The sequence below is a fragment of the Clostridium beijerinckii genome, assembly GCF_018223745.1.
GTDB classification, from domain to species: domain Bacteria; phylum Bacillota; class Clostridia; order Clostridiales; family Clostridiaceae; genus Clostridium; species Clostridium beijerinckii.
Genome location: NZ_CP073653.1, coordinates 3,709,477 through 3,730,697, shown reverse-complemented (window position 1 = coordinate 3,730,697; position 21,221 = coordinate 3,709,477). Strand labels below are relative to the sequence as shown.

General features: G+C 28.6%; 20 protein-coding genes. 16 read left to right on the top strand and 4 right to left on the bottom strand.

Annotated elements, in window-relative coordinates; genetic code table 11:
* Positions 1 to 204: 204 nt before the first annotated feature.
* The 10 genes from KEC93_RS16775 (at position 205) to KEC93_RS16730 (ending at position 8,506) form a co-directional block, all read left to right on the top strand.
* Positions 205 to 1,602: a prolyl oligopeptidase family serine peptidase gene (locus KEC93_RS16775; protein ID WP_077869472.1), complete on the top strand. Its 1,398-nt coding sequence runs from the start codon at positions 205 to 207 to the stop codon at positions 1,600 to 1,602.
* Positions 1,603 to 1,820: 218 nt separating this feature from the next.
* The gene (locus KEC93_RS16770; protein ID WP_167514420.1) at positions 1,821 to 1,976 is read left to right on the top strand and encodes a hypothetical protein; all 156 of its coding nucleotides are present in this window, start codon (positions 1,821 to 1,823) and stop codon (positions 1,974 to 1,976) included.
* A 304-nt stretch (positions 1,977 to 2,280) separates the two neighbouring features.
* Complete coding sequence (locus tag KEC93_RS16765; RefSeq protein WP_017211070.1) at positions 2,281 to 2,541, top strand: hypothetical protein; 261 nt, start codon at positions 2,281 to 2,283, stop codon at positions 2,539 to 2,541.
* Between the two features lie 340 nt (positions 2,542 to 2,881).
* The gene (locus KEC93_RS16760) at positions 2,882 to 3,139 is read left to right on the top strand and encodes a phage holin (protein WP_012059448.1); all 258 of its coding nucleotides are present in this window, start codon (positions 2,882 to 2,884) and stop codon (positions 3,137 to 3,139) included.
* A 97-nt stretch (positions 3,140 to 3,236) separates the two neighbouring features.
* The gene (locus tag KEC93_RS16755) at positions 3,237 to 4,271 is read left to right on the top strand and encodes a GH25 family lysozyme (RefSeq protein ID WP_077869471.1); all 1,035 of its coding nucleotides are present in this window, start codon (positions 3,237 to 3,239) and stop codon (positions 4,269 to 4,271) included.
* A 667-nt stretch (positions 4,272 to 4,938) separates the two neighbouring features.
* Positions 4,939 to 5,109, top strand: a complete 171-nt coding sequence (locus KEC93_RS16750) for a hypothetical protein (protein WP_017211073.1) — start codon at positions 4,939 to 4,941, stop codon at positions 5,107 to 5,109.
* Between the two features lie 261 nt (positions 5,110 to 5,370).
* On the top strand, positions 5,371 to 6,009 hold the full coding sequence (locus KEC93_RS16745; RefSeq protein WP_017211074.1) for a hypothetical protein: 639 nt from the start codon (positions 5,371 to 5,373) through the stop codon (positions 6,007 to 6,009).
* A gap of 544 nt (positions 6,010 to 6,553) precedes the next feature.
* A complete protein-coding gene (locus KEC93_RS16740; RefSeq protein WP_039769438.1) occupies positions 6,554 to 6,943 on the top strand; it encodes an ACT domain-containing protein in 390 nt (129 codons plus the stop codon).
* A 135-nt stretch (positions 6,944 to 7,078) separates the two neighbouring features.
* The gene (locus KEC93_RS16735) at positions 7,079 to 7,285 is read left to right on the top strand and encodes an alpha/beta-type small acid-soluble spore protein (RefSeq protein ID WP_012059444.1); all 207 of its coding nucleotides are present in this window, start codon (positions 7,079 to 7,081) and stop codon (positions 7,283 to 7,285) included.
* A gap of 483 nt (positions 7,286 to 7,768) precedes the next feature.
* Positions 7,769 to 8,506: a cell wall-binding protein gene (locus tag KEC93_RS16730; RefSeq protein ID WP_023973848.1), complete on the top strand. Its 738-nt coding sequence runs from the start codon at positions 7,769 to 7,771 to the stop codon at positions 8,504 to 8,506.
* A 111-nt stretch (positions 8,507 to 8,617) separates the two neighbouring features.
* On the opposite strand, the gene KEC93_RS16725 is transcribed toward KEC93_RS16730, so the two are convergent.
* Both KEC93_RS16725 and KEC93_RS16720 read right to left on the bottom strand, forming a co-directional pair.
* Complete coding sequence (locus KEC93_RS16725) at positions 8,618 to 9,436, bottom strand: TIGR03943 family putative permease subunit (RefSeq protein ID WP_023973847.1); 819 nt, start codon at positions 9,434 to 9,436, stop codon at positions 8,618 to 8,620.
* A gap of 595 nt (positions 9,437 to 10,031) precedes the next feature.
* Entirely contained in the window at positions 10,032 to 11,642 is a 1,611-nt protein-coding gene (locus KEC93_RS16720; RefSeq protein WP_077869470.1) for a permease, read from the bottom strand.
* Positions 11,643 to 12,421: 779 nt separating this feature from the next.
* Here KEC93_RS16720 and KEC93_RS16715 point away from each other — a divergent pair.
* Positions 12,422 to 13,102, top strand: a complete 681-nt coding sequence (locus KEC93_RS16715; RefSeq protein WP_077869469.1) for a YjjG family noncanonical pyrimidine nucleotidase — start codon at positions 12,422 to 12,424, stop codon at positions 13,100 to 13,102.
* Between the two features lie 255 nt (positions 13,103 to 13,357).
* Positions 13,358 to 14,359, top strand: a complete 1,002-nt coding sequence (locus KEC93_RS16710) for a Gfo/Idh/MocA family protein (RefSeq protein WP_039769421.1) — start codon at positions 13,358 to 13,360, stop codon at positions 14,357 to 14,359.
* 122 nt (positions 14,360 to 14,481) lie between these two features.
* Here the strand turns inward: KEC93_RS16710 and KEC93_RS16705 are convergent, their stop codons facing one another.
* Positions 14,482 to 14,925: a hypothetical protein gene (locus tag KEC93_RS16705; protein ID WP_077869468.1), complete on the bottom strand. Its 444-nt coding sequence runs from the start codon at positions 14,923 to 14,925 to the stop codon at positions 14,482 to 14,484.
* Between the two features lie 278 nt (positions 14,926 to 15,203).
* Here KEC93_RS16705 and KEC93_RS16695 point away from each other — a divergent pair, with 278 nt between their 5' ends.
* From KEC93_RS16695 to KEC93_RS16685, 3 genes are all read left to right on the top strand, one after another.
* The gene (locus KEC93_RS16695) at positions 15,204 to 15,995 is read left to right on the top strand and encodes a ferritin-like domain-containing protein (RefSeq protein WP_077869467.1); all 792 of its coding nucleotides are present in this window, start codon (positions 15,204 to 15,206) and stop codon (positions 15,993 to 15,995) included.
* A gap of 508 nt (positions 15,996 to 16,503) precedes the next feature.
* Entirely contained in the window at positions 16,504 to 16,881 is a 378-nt protein-coding gene (locus tag KEC93_RS16690; protein ID WP_077869466.1) for a hypothetical protein, read from the top strand.
* 254 nt (positions 16,882 to 17,135) lie between these two features.
* Positions 17,136 to 18,257: an IS4 family transposase gene (locus KEC93_RS16685; RefSeq protein ID WP_172462699.1), complete on the top strand. Its 1,122-nt coding sequence runs from the start codon at positions 17,136 to 17,138 to the stop codon at positions 18,255 to 18,257.
* A gap of 643 nt (positions 18,258 to 18,900) precedes the next feature.
* On the opposite strand, the gene KEC93_RS16680 is transcribed toward KEC93_RS16685, so the two are convergent.
* The gene (locus KEC93_RS16680) at positions 18,901 to 20,202 is read right to left on the bottom strand and encodes an IS110 family RNA-guided transposase (RefSeq protein WP_111944670.1); all 1,302 of its coding nucleotides are present in this window, start codon (positions 20,200 to 20,202) and stop codon (positions 18,901 to 18,903) included.
* Between the two features lie 420 nt (positions 20,203 to 20,622).
* Between KEC93_RS16680 and KEC93_RS16675 the strand changes: the two genes are divergently transcribed.
* Positions 20,623 to 21,168, top strand: a complete 546-nt coding sequence (locus tag KEC93_RS16675; protein WP_039768287.1) for a hypothetical protein — start codon at positions 20,623 to 20,625, stop codon at positions 21,166 to 21,168.
* Positions 21,169 to 21,221 lie beyond the last annotated feature (53 nt).

The following is a 21,221-nucleotide window of genomic DNA, read 5'->3' as shown; positions in this document are numbered from 1 at the left end:
AAGAAGCTAATATAAACATGTGAAGAAACGATTACAAGATATTGTTATTGTTACTTACTAGATCAGGCGAAACCTTAATTAATGAGAAGAGATATTACCTAGTCTCTTTTGATTAATTGGGGTTTTTATATTCTAATATATAATTCATAGTGATTGAGGATAGGAAAGTCTTATAATCTATATTCTAAATATAGGAGGAAAACAATGAAAAATATGATTAGGAAATATTTAAAAACTATAATATTATGTACTATCGGAGCTAATATGTCTACTTCTTCTACTGTTGATGTTTCCGCTACAAGTAAGCAAATAAATGAAGAATCTTATAGAACCGTTACAGAAACATTTGATTGGGGTCCAGCAATTACAAAAATAATCATTTATTTAGGTGCAACAGTATCAAAGGATTCAATAACCAACGAAACTTTTAAGATACGTGTAGTAAGAACTGAAAATAGGATAGAGAGTCCGATTTTAGGGGAGGCAGAAGGAGAGTGTAAAATCATAAAAGCTTATGTTTCTGATAATGATGGAAATGTCCAATTTAAAGGGAAATATGTAACACTTGAATTGGAAGTTGGACCTGATGTATCTTTAACTTCGCCAATTAACTATGATTTAACTACGAATCTTAATGGATGGGTTAATTGTGATTTTACAATTAAACAAAATAATGATATCGTTACGGATTCGGGCAAAATTTCTGGCTTAGTTATAAATAAATTTGCGGGTGGAACTAAAAAGCTTGTTGATGATTTCAAAATCGGAAGTGCAACTTATGATAACATTACTATAAAATATGTAAGCTATACACCAGAAAATGATTATAGTAAAAAACCATTAATTATTTGGTTACATGGTATTGGTGAAGGAGGGACAGATGGACTTTTACCTATATCAGGGAATAAAGCTGTAAATTTTGCATCAAAAGACATACAAGTATATTTTAACGGTGCATATATTTTAGTTCCTCAGGCACAAACTTTTTGGATGGATGGATTTAATGGTTTTGGAGATGGAAGCTCAAAGTATGAAAAAGCTCTTATGTCATTAATCAAAGATTACGTATCAAAGAATAGTAATATTGACACAAATAGAATTTATATAGGCGGAGATTCTAATGGTGGCTATATGACAATGCTTATGATACGTGATTATGCTGATTATTTTGCAGCAGCCTTCCCAACTTGTGAGGCGCTAAAGGATACATTGATTACTGATAAAGATATTGAAGCGTTTAAGAAAGTGCCAATTTGGTTTACAGCAGCTAAAACAGATACAACAGTACCTCCAGCTGATTATGTAGTCCCAACTTATGATCGTTTAGTGCAAGCCGGTGATACAAATGTTCATTTTTCATTTTTTGATAATGTAATTGATACTACAGGTTTATACAAGAAGGCAGATAACACACCATATGAATATAATGGGCACTGGTCATGGATATACGTATATAATAACCAATGTTCATCAATAATAAATGGAAAAGTAACAACGCTTATGGAATGGCTCTCTGACCAGCAATTAAATAAAGAAACTAAATCTCAAACAGGAATGAGACCTATTACGGTATCTCAGACTATTACTATATCGCAAAACTAACATTTAGTAAGCGCATGCACAGGAGAAATGAAAAAAAGGTATGCTTTGAAAGCAGTTTATATTTTAGAAAAGAGATTCTTATATACAATAGCTATTAAAGCCCTACTTTTAACTTCAAAGTGTATTTCATAGTCTTCATTAGATATTTTTAAATAAAGTATGTATAAAATATTATTTATTATGCACATTATGAATATAAGTCAAAAGGAGAGAAAAATATGAATAATCAAATTGATTACAATTCTATTTGTGATAATGAATTGAAGGAAAAAACTATAAAGGAATTTCATAGAGCAATAGTTAAAGATCTTATTAATAAATATGGAGCTCAAACTATGAAAGATGTTATGAGAAAAGTAAATTTACAGCGTTAGAAAGTTTGTTATTAATTAAATAGAATAGTTAAAGAGAAGTGTTTCATAATGTTTGGGACTCTTCTCTTTATTATTTGGTTCTATCACCACATAAATCTAGATTTGAAGTCGGATATCTATAATCACCAATGCATATTACAATTGATTTTCTATATTTTATTTTTTAAAGCAAATTTGCTGCACTTCTAAATTTTCTTTTGGAAATTAGTTAAAAAATTCAGATAATATGAATATGCTATAGTAAATCGAATGTTATATAATCGTTTTCTAAAATTTAAGGGGATATAAATGAGAGGAGAATTCTATGAAGATATCAAGAGGATGGAAAGTTCACAATAACATAACAGATGATGATATAAATGTGCTTAAGACAGCATTAAGTGAATTAATTGGTGTTGAGTATGAACCTAAAATCTTAGCTACTCAGAGCGTAAATGGAACAAATTATTGTTTTATATGTAAGTCAAAGGTTGCAGCGCATAATGGACAAGGTATTTCGAAAGTGATGATTTATAAGCCGCTTACGGGAAATGCAAAGATAACGAGCATTGAGTGTATATTATAAAATAAATCACAATAAAATTAGTTTAGTTGAAAGTAGGGATAATATTTCTGTGCTTAGTAAAATATTATCTCTATTTTTATTTGAGATTTATATTACATTGCCTCTTCTTTAAATAAATAACTTTAATATAATAAGGTATTACTTAGATTAAAACTTAGATGGATTGTAAAAATGGCATTCATAATATATTTTTAAACATATATATTTTAAGAGGTATTAAAGTGATGAATGATAGTACCACTTATAAAATAGAATTCGTACTGTTAGTTCAATTTTAAGTCGCCATTAAGAGTTTTAATTCATATTATGTATATATAAAAGAAGAGAGGTGAAGATAGGTATGTTAGGTATTGATCTTCAAGCAAGATTAAAAAACAAAGCCTTTTGGGTTGCAATAGCTAGTGCTATAGCATTATTAGTGCAACAATTAGGGTTAAATATAATTCCTAATAACTATACAGAAATTGTTAATACTATTTTAACAATCTTAACAATGCTAGGAATTATAGTTGATACTAGTACACCAGGTTTAAGCGACCAAACTACAAATGATGAAGCAAAAACTGTCCAAGCTTCAGATTCTAAAGAAAATAAATAAAAGCAATAAGTTAATGGAACAATAGTAACTGAATATTTGAGAGTAACCCTTTAGGGTTACTCTTTATAAATATGAAAATCGGAAGGGAGTATGAATTATGGGGTATATAAAAGGTATAGATGTATCAAATAACAATGGAAATATAGATTTTGGAGCTGTTGCAGGAGATGGGGTTCAATATGTTTATTTAAAGGCAACAGAAGGGGCAACATTTAGAGATAGCAAAATGGAACTATTTTATAGTGGCTGCAAAAATAATAACTTAAAAGTGGGAGCATATCATTTTTTAGTTGGGACAAGTACTCCAGAAGCACAAGCCCAGAATTTTTATAATAAGATAAAAGATTATAATTGGGATCTAGTGCCTATGATGGATGTAGAAACTAACTTTAGCGGACTTGCAGATTATGTTACAAGATTTGTTACTGCATTTGGCCAGCTAACGTCTATTCCATTAGGCATGTACAGTTATACAAGTTTTATAAGTTACCTTACCAATGCAAAATCAGTTATACAGGATATGCCTTTCTGGGAGGCTAACTATAACAATGATCCTTGGAATTTGCCATCAAATTTCTTTACCAATAGGGTAGGGCATCAATATACTGAAACTGGCAGAGTAAATGGGGTAAGTGAAGATTGTGACATAAATTCATTTACTGATGGAGCTTTAATAAGCAATGTTACTAAACCAGGACAATGGATTATAAAGGATAATAAGTGGTGGTATAGGCACACTGATGGAAGTTATACTAAAAATGGATGGGAAAAAATAAATGGAAAGTGGTATCTATTTGATAGTGAAGGCTGGATGCTTTATGATTGGAAGTTGAGTGGAGATTATTGGTATTACCTGGGAAATTCAGATGATGGATCAATGAAATCAGGATGGTTATTGAAAAATAATAAGTGGTATTACCTTGGAGACTCTAGAGATGGATCAATGAAGACAGGATGGCAGAAAATAAATGGTAACTGGTACTACTTTGGAACGGATGGAGCCATGGTTACTGGATGGTTTAATGTAGGTGGATACGATTATCTAACTTATTCTACTGGCGAGTTAATTACCAATATAGATATATACGGATATCGCTTTGATGAGAATGGACATGCTACAAAGTTAAGCTAGCTTGAACAGATACAATAATGGTATTTTGAGCATAGGGAGGGATAGATAAACCAATCAACAGCTTGATTTATAATTTGTAAATAAAAGATAATATCTTGATTAGTAACAAGATATAAGTGGTGAGTATAGATAATTCAACTATAAGTTAGATTTATACTATGAAATATATCTTAACTAGAAATGAGTAATATACTTTTGTGGAATGTTTCATTGGTAATTATGATGGATGTGATTCGTAATTGAAATTCCAAATCTATGATTTGGTCAATTGAAATTACTCAGTGAACGAAGTGAGTCGAGTTTCCTTTGAACTATTCCAAATGTGCTAGTTCAAAAAGTGAGAATCGAAAAGTGATGCTCCAAATTTTACATTTGGTAAGCAGAACTTTCTCTATGAACGCTTATTCTTTGAGGCTAGCACTTTGGGTGCAACTTTATAGCCAAAGAATCGCCCATTAGAATTACCTAGAAACTGGAACAAAAGTATATTATTCGTTTCGGTGGGGGTGTACGCATAAGTATAGGCTGTAGTTGCTGTATCTATACAAAGAGCGTTTTAAAAATTATCTACGTTAAAAGATATAATTAAATTTTAACTATTTCTTAATATTTTTGTACACACAAAATTAATATCAAAGTTATATTATATAGAAAGGAGGGCAATGAAATGGGAAATATAATTAAAATTAATATGTATGCAGAAATGAAAAGAAAAAGAAATAATAAATTAAACGTAACAACAATAGAAAAAGTTATCTTGGAATATAATAATTGGATAAAGAATACCAACAGAGAGGATAAAATAGAGAGTTATGAAAAGTTCCTACATACAAAATAGTCTATAAAGGGTAGTTTGCGATTTTAGTTCGTTAACTACCCTTTATTATTTTTAAAAGTAATTTAATTTGGATAATATTTTTATGTTAAAAGTGAGTAGAAATTTGAGCCTGAAATTAGTTAGAATGCCCTAAAATAAAGAGGCAGGGGGATGGCTTAAGTTTGTATGAAACTTAGGGTAAGCGTAATGTAGCTATGCATATACAATCTATCTTTGGGTACTATAGTAGTATAGAAAAATATGCATCTAGGAGGAGAACTAATGAGTAAAATGAAAAGAACAATTTTTAATTCACTTATATTAATCTTAGGTATTATGTTACTTGGATGTAGAGATATAGATTTAAGAAGTTCTACTGTAATAAATGAAAATGGGTCAGGTATTGTAAAATTGCAAGTTGTATATGATGATTTTATATCAACAAAATTAAAAAATGATGTAATTGATCATGAATGGGCTAAAGAAAATGGATATAATTTTAATAAGTATTTTAAAGACAATATGAATATTGAAGAAATTACCTATGAGTTCAAAGATATTAAAGAATTAGAGGAAAAAATAAATTCAAGTGGATTAGCAACAATGACTGATTTAAAAAGAGCAAGAGGAAAAGATGATGTATACACAATTGATGTAAAATTCAATAAATCAGCAATAGATAACTTAATAAAAAATAATACTGATGATCAAAAAGTATACAGTTATATTAAAAATATAAAATTTATTAATGAAGTTGAAGTACCAGGGAATGTTATAGGTTGCAATGCAGAAGAAGATGTTGATGAAAATACAAGAGTATGGAACTATAAATTGAGCCAAATAGATGATGATACTAAACTAGATCTTGCATATAAAATAAAGAAACATGCATTTCCAATTTCAGTATTACCTAATAATTAATTATATATGTTGCAATTCACAATGCACATTTCACAATTCACAATTACGGCTAAAATTCTTGCAATACTTTTAGAATTATCATGAAGAATTATTTTTGCAATATATATATCATATTAAAATTATAGATGGCTAAAGAGAGGTAAAGTTAATATATTTTTTTGAGTAAGAAAGTATTCAGATTGCAATGTATTCTACACATTTTAGGAATAAATAAACACCTAATTTAGTGAAATTATAAATGAAAAATCGTGATCGAAATATATACAATAATATGTGACGTTGATTGAAATTTTACATTATGTTAGAATAGATGAATAAATTTAACATGTAATAATTAAGGCTGAATTGTTTTTTTGATTCAATAGTTCAACATGATTAGCTGTTCTAAGATAAACTTTAAAGTTAATTGTATTTACTAAAGGATAAAAGCCTGAGAAGTATTTTAATAATATTTCTATTGGCTTTTTTCTTTTTGTATATTTTAAACTATAAATTTGCGATAAATAAGGCGTTTAAAAATGAGAAGAAAGGATGAAAGAAAGATATGTCGGAAAAAATATTAACTATCAGATTATTAGAAGAAAAATATGGAGTGTGCAGATTAAATAACAACGAATCAATTCCTGAATGGATAAAAAACAGTGATTTTTTTTCTATAACAAAGACATGTGATGAATTATCAATAGTATGCCTTGAAAAAGATATACCTGATGAAGTTAAATGCGAAAAAGAATGGAGAATTTTAAAGGTTGAAGGTCAGCTGGACTTTTCATTAGTAGGAATTCTTTCATCAATTAGTACGATTTTAGCGAAAAGCGGAATAAGCATATTTGCAATTTCCACTTATGATACTGATTATATCCTTGTTAAGGAAAAAGATGTAGATAATGCTATGAAAGCACTTATTAAAAATAAATATGAGGTTATAGTTTAAGGAGGAATATCTAAAATTAACTAATACAAGCTATCTGTACTACTTCTGTTAACATTTTTATAGATTATATTTTGTGATAGTGGTTAAGATATTACTGCCAAACAAAATAAAAAAAATTAAGGGAGGTAGATTCATATGGCTTCAAACAATAGTGGAAGAAACAGAACATTAGTACCAGAGGCAAAACAAGGGTTAAACAGATTAAAAACAGAGGTTGCTTCAGAAGTTGGATTAAGCAATTATGAAAGCATGGATAAAGGAAACCTTTCTTCAAGACAAAACGGTAGCGTTGGTGGAGAAATGGTAAAAAGAATGATAGAAAGCTATGAACAAGGACTATAATAAATAAAAGTAAAGCACTAAGAAGATTCTTAGTGCTTTGCTTTTTTCTCTGGAAATTATAGATAAACAATATATAACTTAGACTTATGTAATAATCCACCGAAAGGAGAAACATTGTTATTTCACAGGACTATGAAAATTTCGCTGAAAGCACTAAATTGCAGGCTTCACCACTAATGCTTGTTCTTTGAGGCTAGCACTTTGGGTGCAACTTTATAGCATTAGAATCACCCATCAGAATTACCTAGAAACTGGAACAAAAGTATGTTATTCATTTCGGTGAGTTATATGCATAAGTTCAGGTCTTAGTTGGATTATCTATAAAGCTAAATCTGAGTATAAGTTTTAAAAGCGTTAAGAAAATATAATATGTGAAACAGATATCTGTGTATTTTCCTTTTTTAAGAGTTATTATATTCTATTAGTATTATTGACATCACATGGTAAAAGGTGTAATAGTAATATGTGTAGGGAGGAATGGCAATGAATAAAGTGAAAAAGTTGTCCTTAGTAATCTTAACTATCTTGTCAATACAAATTACTAATTCTACTATGGCTAATGCATATTGGAAACAAAACAGTCAAGGATGGCAATTTACTAAAGGAGAAGCTTACTCAGTTGGATGGGATAAAATTGATGGTAACTGGTATTATTTTGATAGTGATGGAATAATGGAAACAGGATGGATTAATGATAATAATAAATGGTATTATCTAAATGATAGTGGAGCTTGGGAAGAATCTAAGACTACTACTGTTGTTCCAAATGATATTCAGGTTATGTATGATATAATTAATATTTATAATGATTCTGGAACTATTAAATATGAGAATAAGGGATTTATTAATCAAATAGGATTAAGTGATAAGAGTTTATATAAATTCTCTGCAGAAGACCAAGTTGGAAACAATATTAGTGAATATTACTATGATTCTTCTAATGGAAATGTATATAAAATAAAACAAGGAATTACAACACTGCTTAATTCTAATATTACTATAAATAACACTAATACTCAGATTTCAACGATTGAAGCTGTAGAGAAAGTGAAAGATTATCTTCTAGCGAATGGAAAATATGTTCCAAGTAAAGTTGAGTATGATCATGATGAGTCTAACTCTTATGTAATTCATTGCTATGATACAACAGGAGAATACGTAACAACTGGCGGATGGTATTATGTAGATAAATTTACTGGAAATGTGACATCAATGTTTTAGAGCTATAAAATAAGAATAATCTAACGTAGAAAGTTAGGTTATTCTTATTATATTCATTATATTTTTTTTACATAGAGATTATGTTGACTGAAAATTATATTGTCATATATTTTAAAATGGATAAACATAAGAAGTGTCAGGAGTAGGATCTTTTTCTATATTCTCAACAGCTATAACTGGATCTATTCCATCTTCAGAAGTATTAATTTTGATTTTACCCTTTATTTTTACCCAAGTACCATTATCATATGAATCTGAATCACCGCTAGAACATTCAATTCCTGCAACCTGAAGATCAGCAGCACAACACACCATCATAAATCGTGCAATTATAAATTGATTTTCTTTTAAATCTTTATCCCTATATACAAATCCTGAAATTTCTATTTCCTTTCCTTCATATTTTTTAGGGTTTCCTAAAATCTCATCAAGAGAAGATACAAAGTTATTAATGTTTACTTCTATAATATTATTCACAATATTTAGCTGAATCTTATCTACTTGACCTTGCCCATCACTTTCGGATTTTCCACTATACAATTCATATGTTGAGTTAAGGGAAGGCAAGCTGTTATTTGAATTATTGGAAGAGCTGTTAGTAGATGATGATTCGTTAAGCTTTCCATTTGTATCAATGCCTTTAGTGGCAGAATTTGCGCTACTACTTTGCATAAAAAGTATCATAATCAAAGGAAAAATAAAGATAAAGTGATTCTTAATTTTAAATTTTTTTCTATTATTATAAAAGACATCTGAAATCAAAAATAAGGTAATTATGAACATTGAAATCATTCCAAAGATTGCAAAGGGGATAATTCTTGGATGTACATATGTGAGAATTTCATTACTTACAATAATTTTTAAATAGAATATTGAAAAACCTAATAGTATTAATATTTTTGCAACTACTTCCGCATTAATTTTTTTCATATTTTCATCTCCATATCAAATTAAAGAGTATCTTAAGATAAAATATATTGACTAAGATAAGAGGATATTCTAAAATTGCTATATTCTTATATTCTTATATTCTTATATTCTTATATTCTTATATTCTTGGACTTAGGTTAATATTATGGACACATTTTTTACTAGTACATTGAATCTAAGTCAGTGATCTGTACACACCTTCTATTGAATATATGCTATTATTACTAGAATTCTTCTCGTTGCTGAATTAATATAATCTATAGAACTATAAATTCATTGGTGGTTACATATAGATATCAAATTTAAGAATTCAACTTATTAGATGAACATATTTACAAAATTGCTAGAACTTTAAGCTCATATATTAACTAGAAATCATAAATATATTTGTGTAGAAAACATTTGAAAATGAGCTGTTAAAGGTTCTTGGCTGTAGGTTGTTCCATTTTAGCTTGTCAAACTGAAAGTTGGAGCATGCTAAAGTGGATACAACCTGCGGCTTAGAGCCTTCAGCGATATTTTCATAGCTTTTCGGAATCAAAATATTTATGATTTCGGTAAGTTATAACATAAATCTAGTCTTAAAGTTGGATATCTATAGCCTAAGGTTAATAAGAATACTAAATGATACTACAACAATAAAAAATATTAGCTTTATTGCAAATTTTCTTTTGAAGTTTCCAAAAATCATAATTGTATTTTTTATATCAAGCATAGGGCCAACAACTAAAAAGCCCATTACAGAGTTAACTGAGAATTGTTTTAAAAATCCCTTAGCAATGAATGCATCTGAGGTTGAACAAACTGAAAGTACAAAAGACAATAATATCATTGCAATTAGAGGGGGTATATTACCACTCAAAATTGGAATGTTGGTACCGGCAGATACTATATTTTGAAAAATGCTAGATAAAAATGTACCAATGATCATAAACTTTCCTATATTAAAAAATTCATCGCCAGTATGAATAAATACTGCTCTGATTTTTTCAAATTTATTTCTTGAATAATCATAGTCATCATTACAAAAACCGCATTCGCAACTTAATGCATTATTATTAATACTTAATATATCATCATCTTTCCTTGTTAGAAAATGCATAATTAAACCAACTAGAATAGAGATTATTATGCCTGCAACGACTCTATAAATTACAACTGCCTTCATGCCTTGAAAGGCATATACTGTTGAAATTATAGCTATTGGATTTACTATTGGGGCAGATAACATGAAAGTAATACTAGCAGCTATAGGAACTTTTTTCTTTATGAGTCCTTTAACAACAGGAATAGTTCCGCAATCACATATTGGAAAGAGTAATCCAGCAAGAGCTGCAATAACACATGATAAGAATATATTACGTGGAAAAAATTTAATAAATGTATCCTTTGGGATACAAATTTGTATTATTGCAGATACAAAACTTCCAACTAAGATAAATGGTATACCTTGAATTAATATGCTAATGAATACAGTGTAAAAATTTTTAAACTTGTCCAAATAGAATGAATACCCACTACTATCAGTAATAGATAATGCAGCAAAACACGTAAATGACAATATTAGAAGGCTCATATAAAACATAGTTTTAATTGCAGAAAAACTATGACTACTAATTTCTCTATATTCGTCTTGATGTATTTCTTTAATATTTAATGAAGGCGCATGCTCTAATAAGTTAGCCGTTTCATTAATTCTCTTTATTTGATTCTGAATATTTAAGAAGTCTTTTTTGTTGATATTATTTATATTGTTTAATATTATTGTCTTGCTATTATAGATTTGAGTACTTAACATGCTTTTCATATTTCTGAAATAAATGAAGAACTTTTTCGTATCAATTAAGGTTACGATATCGTCAATTCTGCATAACTTTCTTAAATTTTTATTATTGAACATATTAATTATAGAGTTAGAATTTTTCATACCATTAACTTCAATAAATATTCTATGGGGAGAATATATTTCTAAAATTTTGTTTATATACTTTTCATTAATTTCTTCATTAGAAGTATTTTCGATGTTTATAATATTCATATTTTCATTTGAATTTATAAATTCATTTTTTATTTTGCTTTGTCCAAATTCATCTTGGATGACAACAATAGTTTCATTTTGTAAATCGCAATTTTTAATCATAGAATTTATAAAATTAGTTTTTCCAGACTGTAGGAACCCTAGTATTATTTCTATTTTTGTTTTCATATAAATCTCCTTGTTGCAATGTATTTGCATTTAAATGTATTATATTACCATATATATAAACAAACAAGAATAATCTTGCGATAATTTTTGGCATTATTTTTATATTTGAAATTAGTAAGATGAGTGTGAATTTAGTAGAGGCCTAGATAATACTCTTTTTATGGGCGCAATAGATATTTTAATAAAAAGATTAAAAATAATTAAGATATATAAATAGAGAAGGAAAGTCGACTCACTTCGTCACTGAGTAATTTCAATTGACCAAATTATATATTATAATTGGGTTATCTATATAGATACCTCATTGAAAATTTGATTTATACTTTCGGGTAATTGTTGTATAAGTCTAAGTTATATATTGTTTATCCATATAGATAAACAACTTAAAAATTAGATGAACATATTTACAAAGTTGCTGATATTTAAAGTTTGTATCTTCACTAGAAATCATAAATATATTTGTAACCACAAGGGTCATAATATGAAGAAAACATTTGAAAATGAGCTGTTAAAGGTTCTTAGCAGTAGGTTGTTACATTTTAGCTTGTGAAGTGAGAGTCCAAAATTTTATTTTGGGTTCTCGAACTTCCTCAGCGAATGTAATGAGTCGAGCTTCCTTATGAAAGTTGGAGCATGCTAAAGTGGATACAACCTGCTGCTTAGAAGCTTCAGCGATATTTTCATAGCTTTTCGGAACAAAATATTTATAATTTGGTAAGTTACTACATAAATCTAGTTTTAGAGTTGTATATCCATAAAAGGAAAGGGAGAGGCATGAAATGAAATACAATACGTTATTATTTGATGTTGATAATACATTACTTGATTTCGATGCAAACGAAGGAGAATCGTTTAAGAGTTTAATTAGAGATAAGGGTGAAATATATTCAGAAGAATTGTATGAAGTTTATAAAAAAATCAATCAAGGCATGTGGGCTGATATTGAACTAGGAAAGATTAAAGTAGATGAAGTATTAAATACAAGATTCTCTAAGTTAATGTCTGAGTATGGGAAGAGTATAGATGGTGGAGAGTGGGAGAAGACCTATAGATTGTATTTAAATCAAGGAGTGCAGTTAATGCCAGATGCCCATGAGGTTTTGAGTAAACTGCATGAAAAGTATACTTTATATATCGTTACTAATGGAATTGCGAGGACACAGTATTCAAGAATAAATGGCGCTGGAATTTCACAGTACTTTAAAGACTGTTTTATATCAGAGGATATAGGCGCTAATAAGCCAGCAATTGAATTTTTTAACTATGTCAAAGATCATGTTGAAGGGTTCAATGAGGCAGAAACATTAATTATTGGAGATTCTATCACATCAGATATTAAGGGAGGAAATCTCGCTGGAATTGACACTTGTTGGTTTTGCAAGGAGGGAACAGTAAATGAATCATCAATATCTCCTAACTATGAAATACATTCGTTAAAGGAATTACTTCAAATACTATGATGATAAGAATAATAACTTTGAATTTTATTAATTGGTTTGATTTGGGATGATTAAATTAAATTTATAGGTTATAATGCTATTAAAAGTAACTATGATATCGAATAAATAAAGAGCTTAGGCTAATTGTTATGCTAGAGGAAATATATATTAGTAAATAAGCAAAAACTAAAAAGAAATTGAGTTTAGTTAAATATATTTGAGTATTTACTGATAAGGTTACTAAAGAGATATCAATAGTAAAAGGGAGGAATTAATATGAAATTAGGAATTGTTGGAGCTGGGATGATAGTAAAGGATTTTCTTTCAATTAGTCATCTTTTACAAGATATAGAATTAGAGGCTATTTGCGGAACTCCAAGAAGTGAAGAGGCATTGAATGAATTAAAAGATAAGTATGGGATTAAGAAGGTTTTTTGCGATTATGATGAACTACTAAATAGTGATTTAGATATAATTTATATTGGTGTGCCAAATAATTTACATTTTGAATTTGCTAAAAAAGCATTAGAGGCTGATAAAAATGTTATAGTTGAAAAGCCATTTACATCAACATATAAGGAATCATTAATTTTAAGTGATTTAGCTAAGAAAAAGAAATTATTCTTATTTGAGGCTATAACTAATCAATATTTCCCAAATTATAAAAAGATAAAAGAGTTACTTCCGACTTTAGGGAATATAAAGATTGTTCAGTGTAATTATTCTCAATACTCTAGCAGATATGACAGCTTTAAAGAGGGGAAGGTATTACCTGCTTTTGATCCTAAATTCTCTGGTGGAGCATTAATGGATTTAAATATTTATAACATCCATTATGTAGTAGGTTTGTTTGGCAAACCAGAAAATGTTGAGTATTATCCAAACATTGAGAGGGGAATAGATACATCAGGTGTATTAATCTTAGATTATGGAAAATTTAAATGTGTTTGTGTTGGTGCAAAAGATTGTAAGGCACCTATAGCAAATAATATTCAAGGAGATAAAGGTTGTATATATCAAGACACTCCAGCCAATGTTTGTAAGAGATTTGAATTACTTATGAATGATGGAACTAGCTCAGAAGTAAATGAAAATAATTATGAACACCGTATGGTTAATGAATTCATTGAATTTTCAGAAGCTGTCAAAAATAATGATTTAGAAAGATGTTATAAAATGCTAGATCATAGCTTGATAGTTAGTGAAGTTCAAACAATTGCTAGGCATAAAGGTGGAATAATATTCCCAGTAGATGATTTTACAGAAACAGAAAGTTAATTTGAATTTTGTAATAGCATAGCAGCTTATGTATCAGGCATACTAATCTTAGACCAATGTATGCCTGATTTTTTATCCGATAGTAATATCGCCAGCTGCTGCATTATTAGATACTGATTTTTTTATGAAATTAATCTATTTATATAATCTAAATCTAAGCTATTATCAATGATTTTATACTCTTTATTTGAGTTATCATAGTCATTGATAATATTAATATATTCTTTCCCATGTATGATAATATCAGTAGTAATCCTGCTTTTATCATAAATGTAAATATGAATAGCACCCTTTGTTTTATTAGCTGTACTACCATAATGTCGAACTAATTTTATGTTGGAAACATTAGCTAAGATTTCATTTATTTTATCCTTATCTTTAATTGATTTATCTTGTCTCGAAAGTGTACTTCTAATCTCTACTTGTTCAATATTTTCTTTGTTATAATTATTTAATAAAAAACTATTCAAAGTTCCAGGTTTATGATATAAGTAATATCCTGTTCCTAAAGCTAATATTAATAAAATTGAAAAAAGCAATATTGAAAATTTCTTTTTATTTCTCATAAATAATAACTCCTAACATACAAGTTATGTAAACCAAATTATACCATAATATTAAACTGAATTATATTTCAAAATAGGTTTATATATAAATTTTGTTTTTTAAAGTAACTTTTATTGACTGCTAGTACCACATGGAAATGTGGGTGATAAGTATACTGAATTGAGATAATTTATATTATTGGCATAGCTAGGGGATTATTGATTTTAATGCACAAATGAATTATAAATTAATACAATGAAAGTGAGTTAATTATTTGTAGGAGAATCAATAATATTTTATGGAAAACAATAATAATCAAATGAGTAATAATTATCAGATGAACAATGATGATCAGTTACAGATAGCAATTCAGGGGGTAAAAAAAGCAATTCAAGGAGAAAGAGAAGATGAATTGTTTTATGATTATCTTATTAGTGAAGCGCCAACAAATGAAGAGAAAGAAATAATATCATCTATTAGAGATGATGAGCGCAGACATAATATGTTGTTTAGAGGGATCTATGAAGATTTTACAGGTGATATGGATGCTACAATGGAGAGTGAAGAAGCAAATTTTGAAGTCCCTGAATCATATTTAGAAGGTATTAAGAAAGCTTTATTTGGAGAGCTAGCAGCAGTAGAAAGATATAGAGCTATTAGGAGAGGACTTCCTGAAGGAGTTTACAGGGATGTATTATTTGATATAATTACAGACGAATTAAAGCATGCTTCAAAATACAATTATCTATTTACATTAAATAGTATTGGAAATAATGAATCTATGAATAGAAGCTTAATGAGACAAGATACAGTTATTACAGAAAATATAGAGAACACAAATGATCTTACTCCAGATGATTGGGTTAGTTATATTGCTCCACTAGTTAATCGCGCCTTAACAGAATCAAAAGAAGGGGTCAATTCTGAGCATTTGTATCAAGAATTTATATTATCAGGTGTACTTGTTGGCTTAGGAAAGAATCCTAATGAAGCCATGGAACAGGTTGAAGAGTGGCGAAAATCAGGAGCTTCAAAGAAATTAGCTATGAGCAAAATGAGCAGATATTTTAATGATTTAGATAACATTTAAATATAAATATCCACCTATAATCTATACTTATGTGTATACTTCACCGAAATGAATAATATACTTTTGTTCCAGTTTTTAGGTAATTATAATGGGTGATTCTAGGGCTATAAAGTTGAACCCAAAGTGCTAGCCTCAAAGAACAAGCTTTGAACTAGCACATTTGGAACAACTTATAGCCAAAGAATCACATCCATCAAAATTACCAATAAAACATTCCACAAAAGTATATCACTCATTTCTGGTTTGAAGGTATTTCATAGTTTAAGTATAGTTTATGATTTCAAGTGAAGATATTAACTTAGAGTTTTAACAACTTTGTAAGTATATTCATATTAATCTTTATAAATTAACTAATGAAAAAGCGTGTAAAATGATTTATAATTTCCAAATTTTTAATACCACAACATTCATGAGTGTTGTGGTATTTTATTAAGAAATATTCATGATAAGCAACTATTAAGAGTCATATTCATAATATAAATTATTAATAAATTCTTTGGAGAAAGATATGTTTGATAGAAGTCCATATAGAACAATGATGAGAGCATTAGAAAAAGCTACTGCATATAGAAGAGACGGGATAATTTATATATTTGTGACAGGTGAGATGCCAACGCCATGTGATGAAGTTAAAATAGTTGGCACTTATCCAGGCAATATTGTGCATATAAAAGATCCAGGAGTAGCAGAACTTTTTATTAAAATGGGGCGTAAGCCTGAAGAAGAAGGGGAGTATTGCATTCCTATAGTGATGCCATTTTTTATTGAGGAAGAGATAGAAGATTCGAATTATGATGAGGTAGCAATTTATGTGAATGACAATTTGTATAAAAGGATAGAGGTCGAAGAGTGGAATGAGACATTTGCGCGCGTGACAAAGGAGTAAATGTTATACATTTACAGTATAGTGATTTAGATTTTTATTGTCTTGTAATTATGAAAGAATCTATATACCACAATATTCAGGTATGTAGCTAGATTTGTGTACAACAAATCTACTACATTCTTTTTTTTATTCTATAGGAATTTATCATATGTGTTGATTAACCAAAAAATAGAAGTGAAAATATATAAAAAATGAGGTCATTCTGTAGTAATATTAAAGTGCGAACCAAAATAATACTTAAGGAGAATGCCCTCATGAAAAATACTACCACTATATTTGATATATTTCAAACATTTTTAAGTGAAAAGGAAGTTGAAAAATTTAGTAAAATTTTAGAATATGTTGATACTGCAAGAAAATTCACATTATATGATTTAATAAAATTCTTTATTGCAGCAGCTACGAATGAATATAAGAGTTATAGGGATGGCGTTGAGCATATGGAATCAGTAGGGCTAACACCAGTTGATTATTCAACTATTTCTAAAAAAGCCTCTAAGGTAGATTACAAAATTTCTAAAACTTTATTTGAGATTATTGTTTCTAAATGTAATCGTAGAATGCGAAGAATTCTAAATTTGCCAAAACAATTAATAGCAATTGATTCAACTACCGTGACCGTAGGTGAAAACCGTCTTAAATGGGCAAAATTTAATGGGAAGAAATCTGGAATAAAACTTCATATATCTTTAAATATTAATGACTTTACACCACAAAAAGTTATTGAAACTATTGCTAAAAAGCATGATGGACCGATAGGTGAAGGTTTAATAGATGTACACTCTATTTTAGTTGAAGATAGGGCTTATGAAAATCATGAGAGATTTGATATGTTTAAAGAAATAAAACAATCTTTTGTTATAAGAATAAAAAATAATACAATACTTTCAAAACCAAAGAAATTGAGAAGTTTAGGAGTAGTAGAAAATTCTTCTGTAATTCGAGATGTTACATGTTATTTAGGAAAAGAGACTAAAAAAACTCAAAATAGATTTAGAGTAGTTGAATTTACTGATTATTATGGTAAATCAGTAAAAGTGTGCACTGACCTAATGAACATTACTCCAGAAAAAATAGCAGAAATATACAAGGAACGTTGGAAAATTGAAACCTTCTTTAAATTTATAAAACAAAACTTGAATGTAAAAAGAATATTTGGAACAACTGAAAATGCTGTCTATAATCAACTTTTCATATCATTGATAGCTTATGTTTTGCTTCAATTTACTTATGTTGAAACGACTAAAAATTTAAAATATGTTAAATTATCACTAATTCAATTTGTAAGAAAATTGCTTAAAAAAAGTCTTAAGGTCGAAGTCTATATATCTATTAACTTATTTTTGAAAAATATCAAAAATAAGTTAATAATTTAAAGTAAAAATTTGGTTAATCAACACTTGTGGGAATTTATAATGTAATAGAATCTGTGGATAACTTATGAAGAAGGCTATTTAATTAGTTTTTGTATAGAAAAAGAATAAAAAAGAAATCTTATTCGCCTGCCAGATTTTCCTCACATGCGTTCGGAAAGGCAGATGCGTAAAAAAAATCTACACATATGAAAAGAGTGCGAAGCACAATACGGAACTTAACCACAGTCGCCTGCGATTTTTTTATTGTTTCATGGTAGATTTGAAATAGTATACTTTAAAATAACAAGTGAGGATTTTAAAGGAAATTTCACTCTCAAATTGTCAGTGGCCCCTTTTAAATTATTACTAATCAAGATATTATCTTCTTGATTGTATAAGCACATTTTTAGGTGAGGTATATGTTGATGGTGTTATTGAAGCAGATGAAGTATTCGTATAGAATACATGGTGTTTTGTAAATTATGTTATAATAAGCATTATAAAAAAACTATAATCAAGTAAGCAATAGCAATTAATTAAGAGCATTATTTAAAAAGACCAGCTAATAATAGTCAAGTTAATTTTCAAAAAAATAGTTTTTGGAAAAAGAGTATGGCAAACAAACCGTTTTAAAACACGAACGGTTACAGAAATTGGAATAAAATTAAGCGACTTTGTTTAAAGAGTTATTTTCTAGGAACATTTGCTTATGTATTTTGGGATCTCTTTGCTCAAACGGAGTTTGATTTCGGAGAACAGCAAAAATGTAGTTTATAATTTTATGCATTATAGCGACTAAGGCGATTTTAGGCTTTTTGCCTTTAAGGTTTATTTGATAATAATCTAATAGGACTTTATTTATAGGAACTCCATTACGATTGTTACGGATTGAAGCTAGTGCAACAGAATATAATGCTCTTCGACCGATTCGAGTTCCTCTTTTTGAAATTTTATTATCATCGCCTTTAAAATTACCTGATTGATTAACTGAGCTATCAATACCAAAGAAAGCTACAAGATGTTTGGGCTTAAGAAAACCATCAATATCACCTATTTCAGCTATTATAGTAATAGCAGTTAATTGCCCTATGCCAGGAATTGAATCAATTAGTTCAATATTAGCTCTAATAGATTCAGGAAAAGTTTCAGACTGTATAAAATTGTTAATTTTCTGTAGCAATGTATCAATCTCTGATTGAATAGTTTTTATTAATGTTATAGAGCTGGCTATTTTGACGGCTAAACCGTCTAACGGTAAGCCAATTATTTTAGCTTCATTAGCAACCTTAAATAATTTGGAATATGTATTTTCCGACCAGATAATGCCCTTTTTAGAGCTATTAAGGAAAATCTTAATTATATTTTCCTTAGGTGCCTCTAAAATTGATTGTGGCGTTGGATATTGACTTAAAAGCTCAATTGAACTTTTAGATGTTGAATCTGAAAATATAGTATTATAGCCAGGAAAAATAACTCTTAAATCAGCGGATAATTTTTTCTTAAAAGTAGAGCTAGTATCTGTAAGTTTGTAATACTCTCTTACAAGATTTTTCAGAAGAAAAATATCAAGGCTAAGTTGTTGTGATAACTTAATGTTTTGAAATTTTCCTATTGTTGCAATAGATAAAACGTCTTTTTTATCATTTTTCACTTTTCTTATGTCACCATTTTTGTTAGACTTAGTAACGAGTGGATTGATAACAAATGTGTTATCGAAATATTTATTAAGATAGTGGAAAAGAGATAAATGGTACACGCCAGTGGACTCCATGAAAATTGCAGTTTTCATGTTAAACTCTTCTTCCACTTTTTTTATTTCATTAACTAAGTGGTTGAAGCCATTGAGATCATGCTTTATTTTAAATGACTTCTTATAAATATCACCATTCGGTGCGAGTATTGCAGTATATGAAAAATCAGCTGAAACATCAATTCCTATTACAGGACTATAAAAAAAATTAGACATTGTATATATCTCCTTAAATTAAATTTTAGATATAGAATAGAACTTCCACTCTGTCAGATAGCTTATAACCTTGTTTGTGACACGGGTAATTCCCGAAGGGAAACCCAACCAGCTAAACATAGAATTCTACCTGATGAAATGATACGCTTTTTTACGGGTATAGGTTCTAAAAGACCTCCCAGGAGGTTTACATCTATCTTCTATTCAGGAGTATTATACTAGACTATATAAAACTTGGTTAGATTCCTTTAAGGAATTTAAATAAAAAACTATTTAAGATATGAAATGCATATTCCCTATCGGGGCGTAGGCAAAGTAATAAATTAGAATATTAAAAATAATAAGAGGTGTAATGTTCGTTAGAAAGATAAATAGTTTTCTATCAAATGTTACAACTAGATTATACAAGGAGGTTCGTTAATGAAGATTATTAGCAAAACTAATGGTATTAATTTTGGAGTTTCAAGTGAATTTAAAAGCGAATATCTTGCACCAATAATACAAAATTTACTGTTTAAAGCGGAAAATGAGTGGGATGATTATAATGAAGTTTATCATTGCTGTAAATTAATTGAGAATGTAAGAAACAATGAAAATATAAATATGGACTTTCATATTATGAAGAAAGACGAAAAATGTTTAGGTGTTGCTCTTGTTAGTAGTGGCATTCTTGATTATAAGATGTTTTTTAAAGAACCTATAAAGATAAACGAAGAGGATAAAGACATTTTGATATTCAACTATTTTCATATAGCCCAAGAAGGCAGAGGAAATGGAGAAATGTGGTTGAAGAACATAATACAATATTATAAATCTAAACATTATAAAGCAATTTATTTAAAATCAAGTCATCCTAAGGTATTTTCTATGTATAATCGTTTGGGCATAGAAGTAGGAGAATATTCAAGTTATAGTGATAACAATTTATTTCATAGGAAAGGAAAAATATTTAAAATTACACTTTAAAGACATATATATAAATATTTCATAATTTTCATATATATTAAGTATTGTAGGTG

Coding starts and splice junctions, on each gene's coding strand:
- KEC93_RS16705 (WP_077869468.1), bottom strand. CDS start 14,925: ATGAGAAATAAAAAGAAATTTTCAATATTGCTTTTTTCAATTTTATTA.
- KEC93_RS16720 (WP_077869470.1), bottom strand. CDS start 11,642: ATGAAAACAAAAATAGAAATAATACTAGGGTTCCTACAGTCTGGAAAA.
- KEC93_RS16740 (WP_039769438.1), top strand. CDS start 6,554: ATGTCGGAAAAAATATTAACTATCAGATTATTAGAAGAAAAATATGGA.
- KEC93_RS16755 (WP_077869471.1), top strand. CDS start 3,237: ATGGGGTATATAAAAGGTATAGATGTATCAAATAACAATGGAAATATA.
- KEC93_RS16695 (WP_077869467.1), top strand. CDS start 15,204: ATGGAAAACAATAATAATCAAATGAGTAATAATTATCAGATGAACAAT.
- KEC93_RS16715 (WP_077869469.1), top strand. CDS start 12,422: ATGAAATACAATACGTTATTATTTGATGTTGATAATACATTACTTGAT.
- KEC93_RS16770 (WP_167514420.1), top strand. CDS start 1,821: ATGAATAATCAAATTGATTACAATTCTATTTGTGATAATGAATTGAAG.
- KEC93_RS16735 (WP_012059444.1), top strand. CDS start 7,079: ATGGCTTCAAACAATAGTGGAAGAAACAGAACATTAGTACCAGAGGCA.
- KEC93_RS16690 (WP_077869466.1), top strand. CDS start 16,504: ATGTTTGATAGAAGTCCATATAGAACAATGATGAGAGCATTAGAAAAA.
- KEC93_RS16680 (WP_111944670.1), bottom strand. CDS start 20,202: ATGTCTAATTTTTTTTATAGTCCTGTAATAGGAATTGATGTTTCAGCT.
- KEC93_RS16775 (WP_077869472.1), top strand. CDS start 205: ATGAAAAATATGATTAGGAAATATTTAAAAACTATAATATTATGTACT.
- KEC93_RS16765 (WP_017211070.1), top strand. CDS start 2,281: ATGAAGATATCAAGAGGATGGAAAGTTCACAATAACATAACAGATGAT.
- KEC93_RS16725 (WP_023973847.1), bottom strand. CDS start 9,436: ATGAAAAAAATTAATGCGGAAGTAGTTGCAAAAATATTAATACTATTA.
- KEC93_RS16745 (WP_017211074.1), top strand. CDS start 5,371: ATGAGTAAAATGAAAAGAACAATTTTTAATTCACTTATATTAATCTTA.
- KEC93_RS16730 (WP_023973848.1), top strand. CDS start 7,769: ATGAATAAAGTGAAAAAGTTGTCCTTAGTAATCTTAACTATCTTGTCA.
- KEC93_RS16750 (WP_017211073.1), top strand. CDS start 4,939: ATGGGAAATATAATTAAAATTAATATGTATGCAGAAATGAAAAGAAAA.
- KEC93_RS16710 (WP_039769421.1), top strand. CDS start 13,358: ATGAAATTAGGAATTGTTGGAGCTGGGATGATAGTAAAGGATTTTCTT.
- KEC93_RS16675 (WP_039768287.1), top strand. CDS start 20,623: ATGAAGATTATTAGCAAAACTAATGGTATTAATTTTGGAGTTTCAAGT.
- KEC93_RS16760 (WP_012059448.1), top strand. CDS start 2,882: ATGTTAGGTATTGATCTTCAAGCAAGATTAAAAAACAAAGCCTTTTGG.
- KEC93_RS16685 (WP_172462699.1), top strand. CDS start 17,136: ATGAAAAATACTACCACTATATTTGATATATTTCAAACATTTTTAAGT.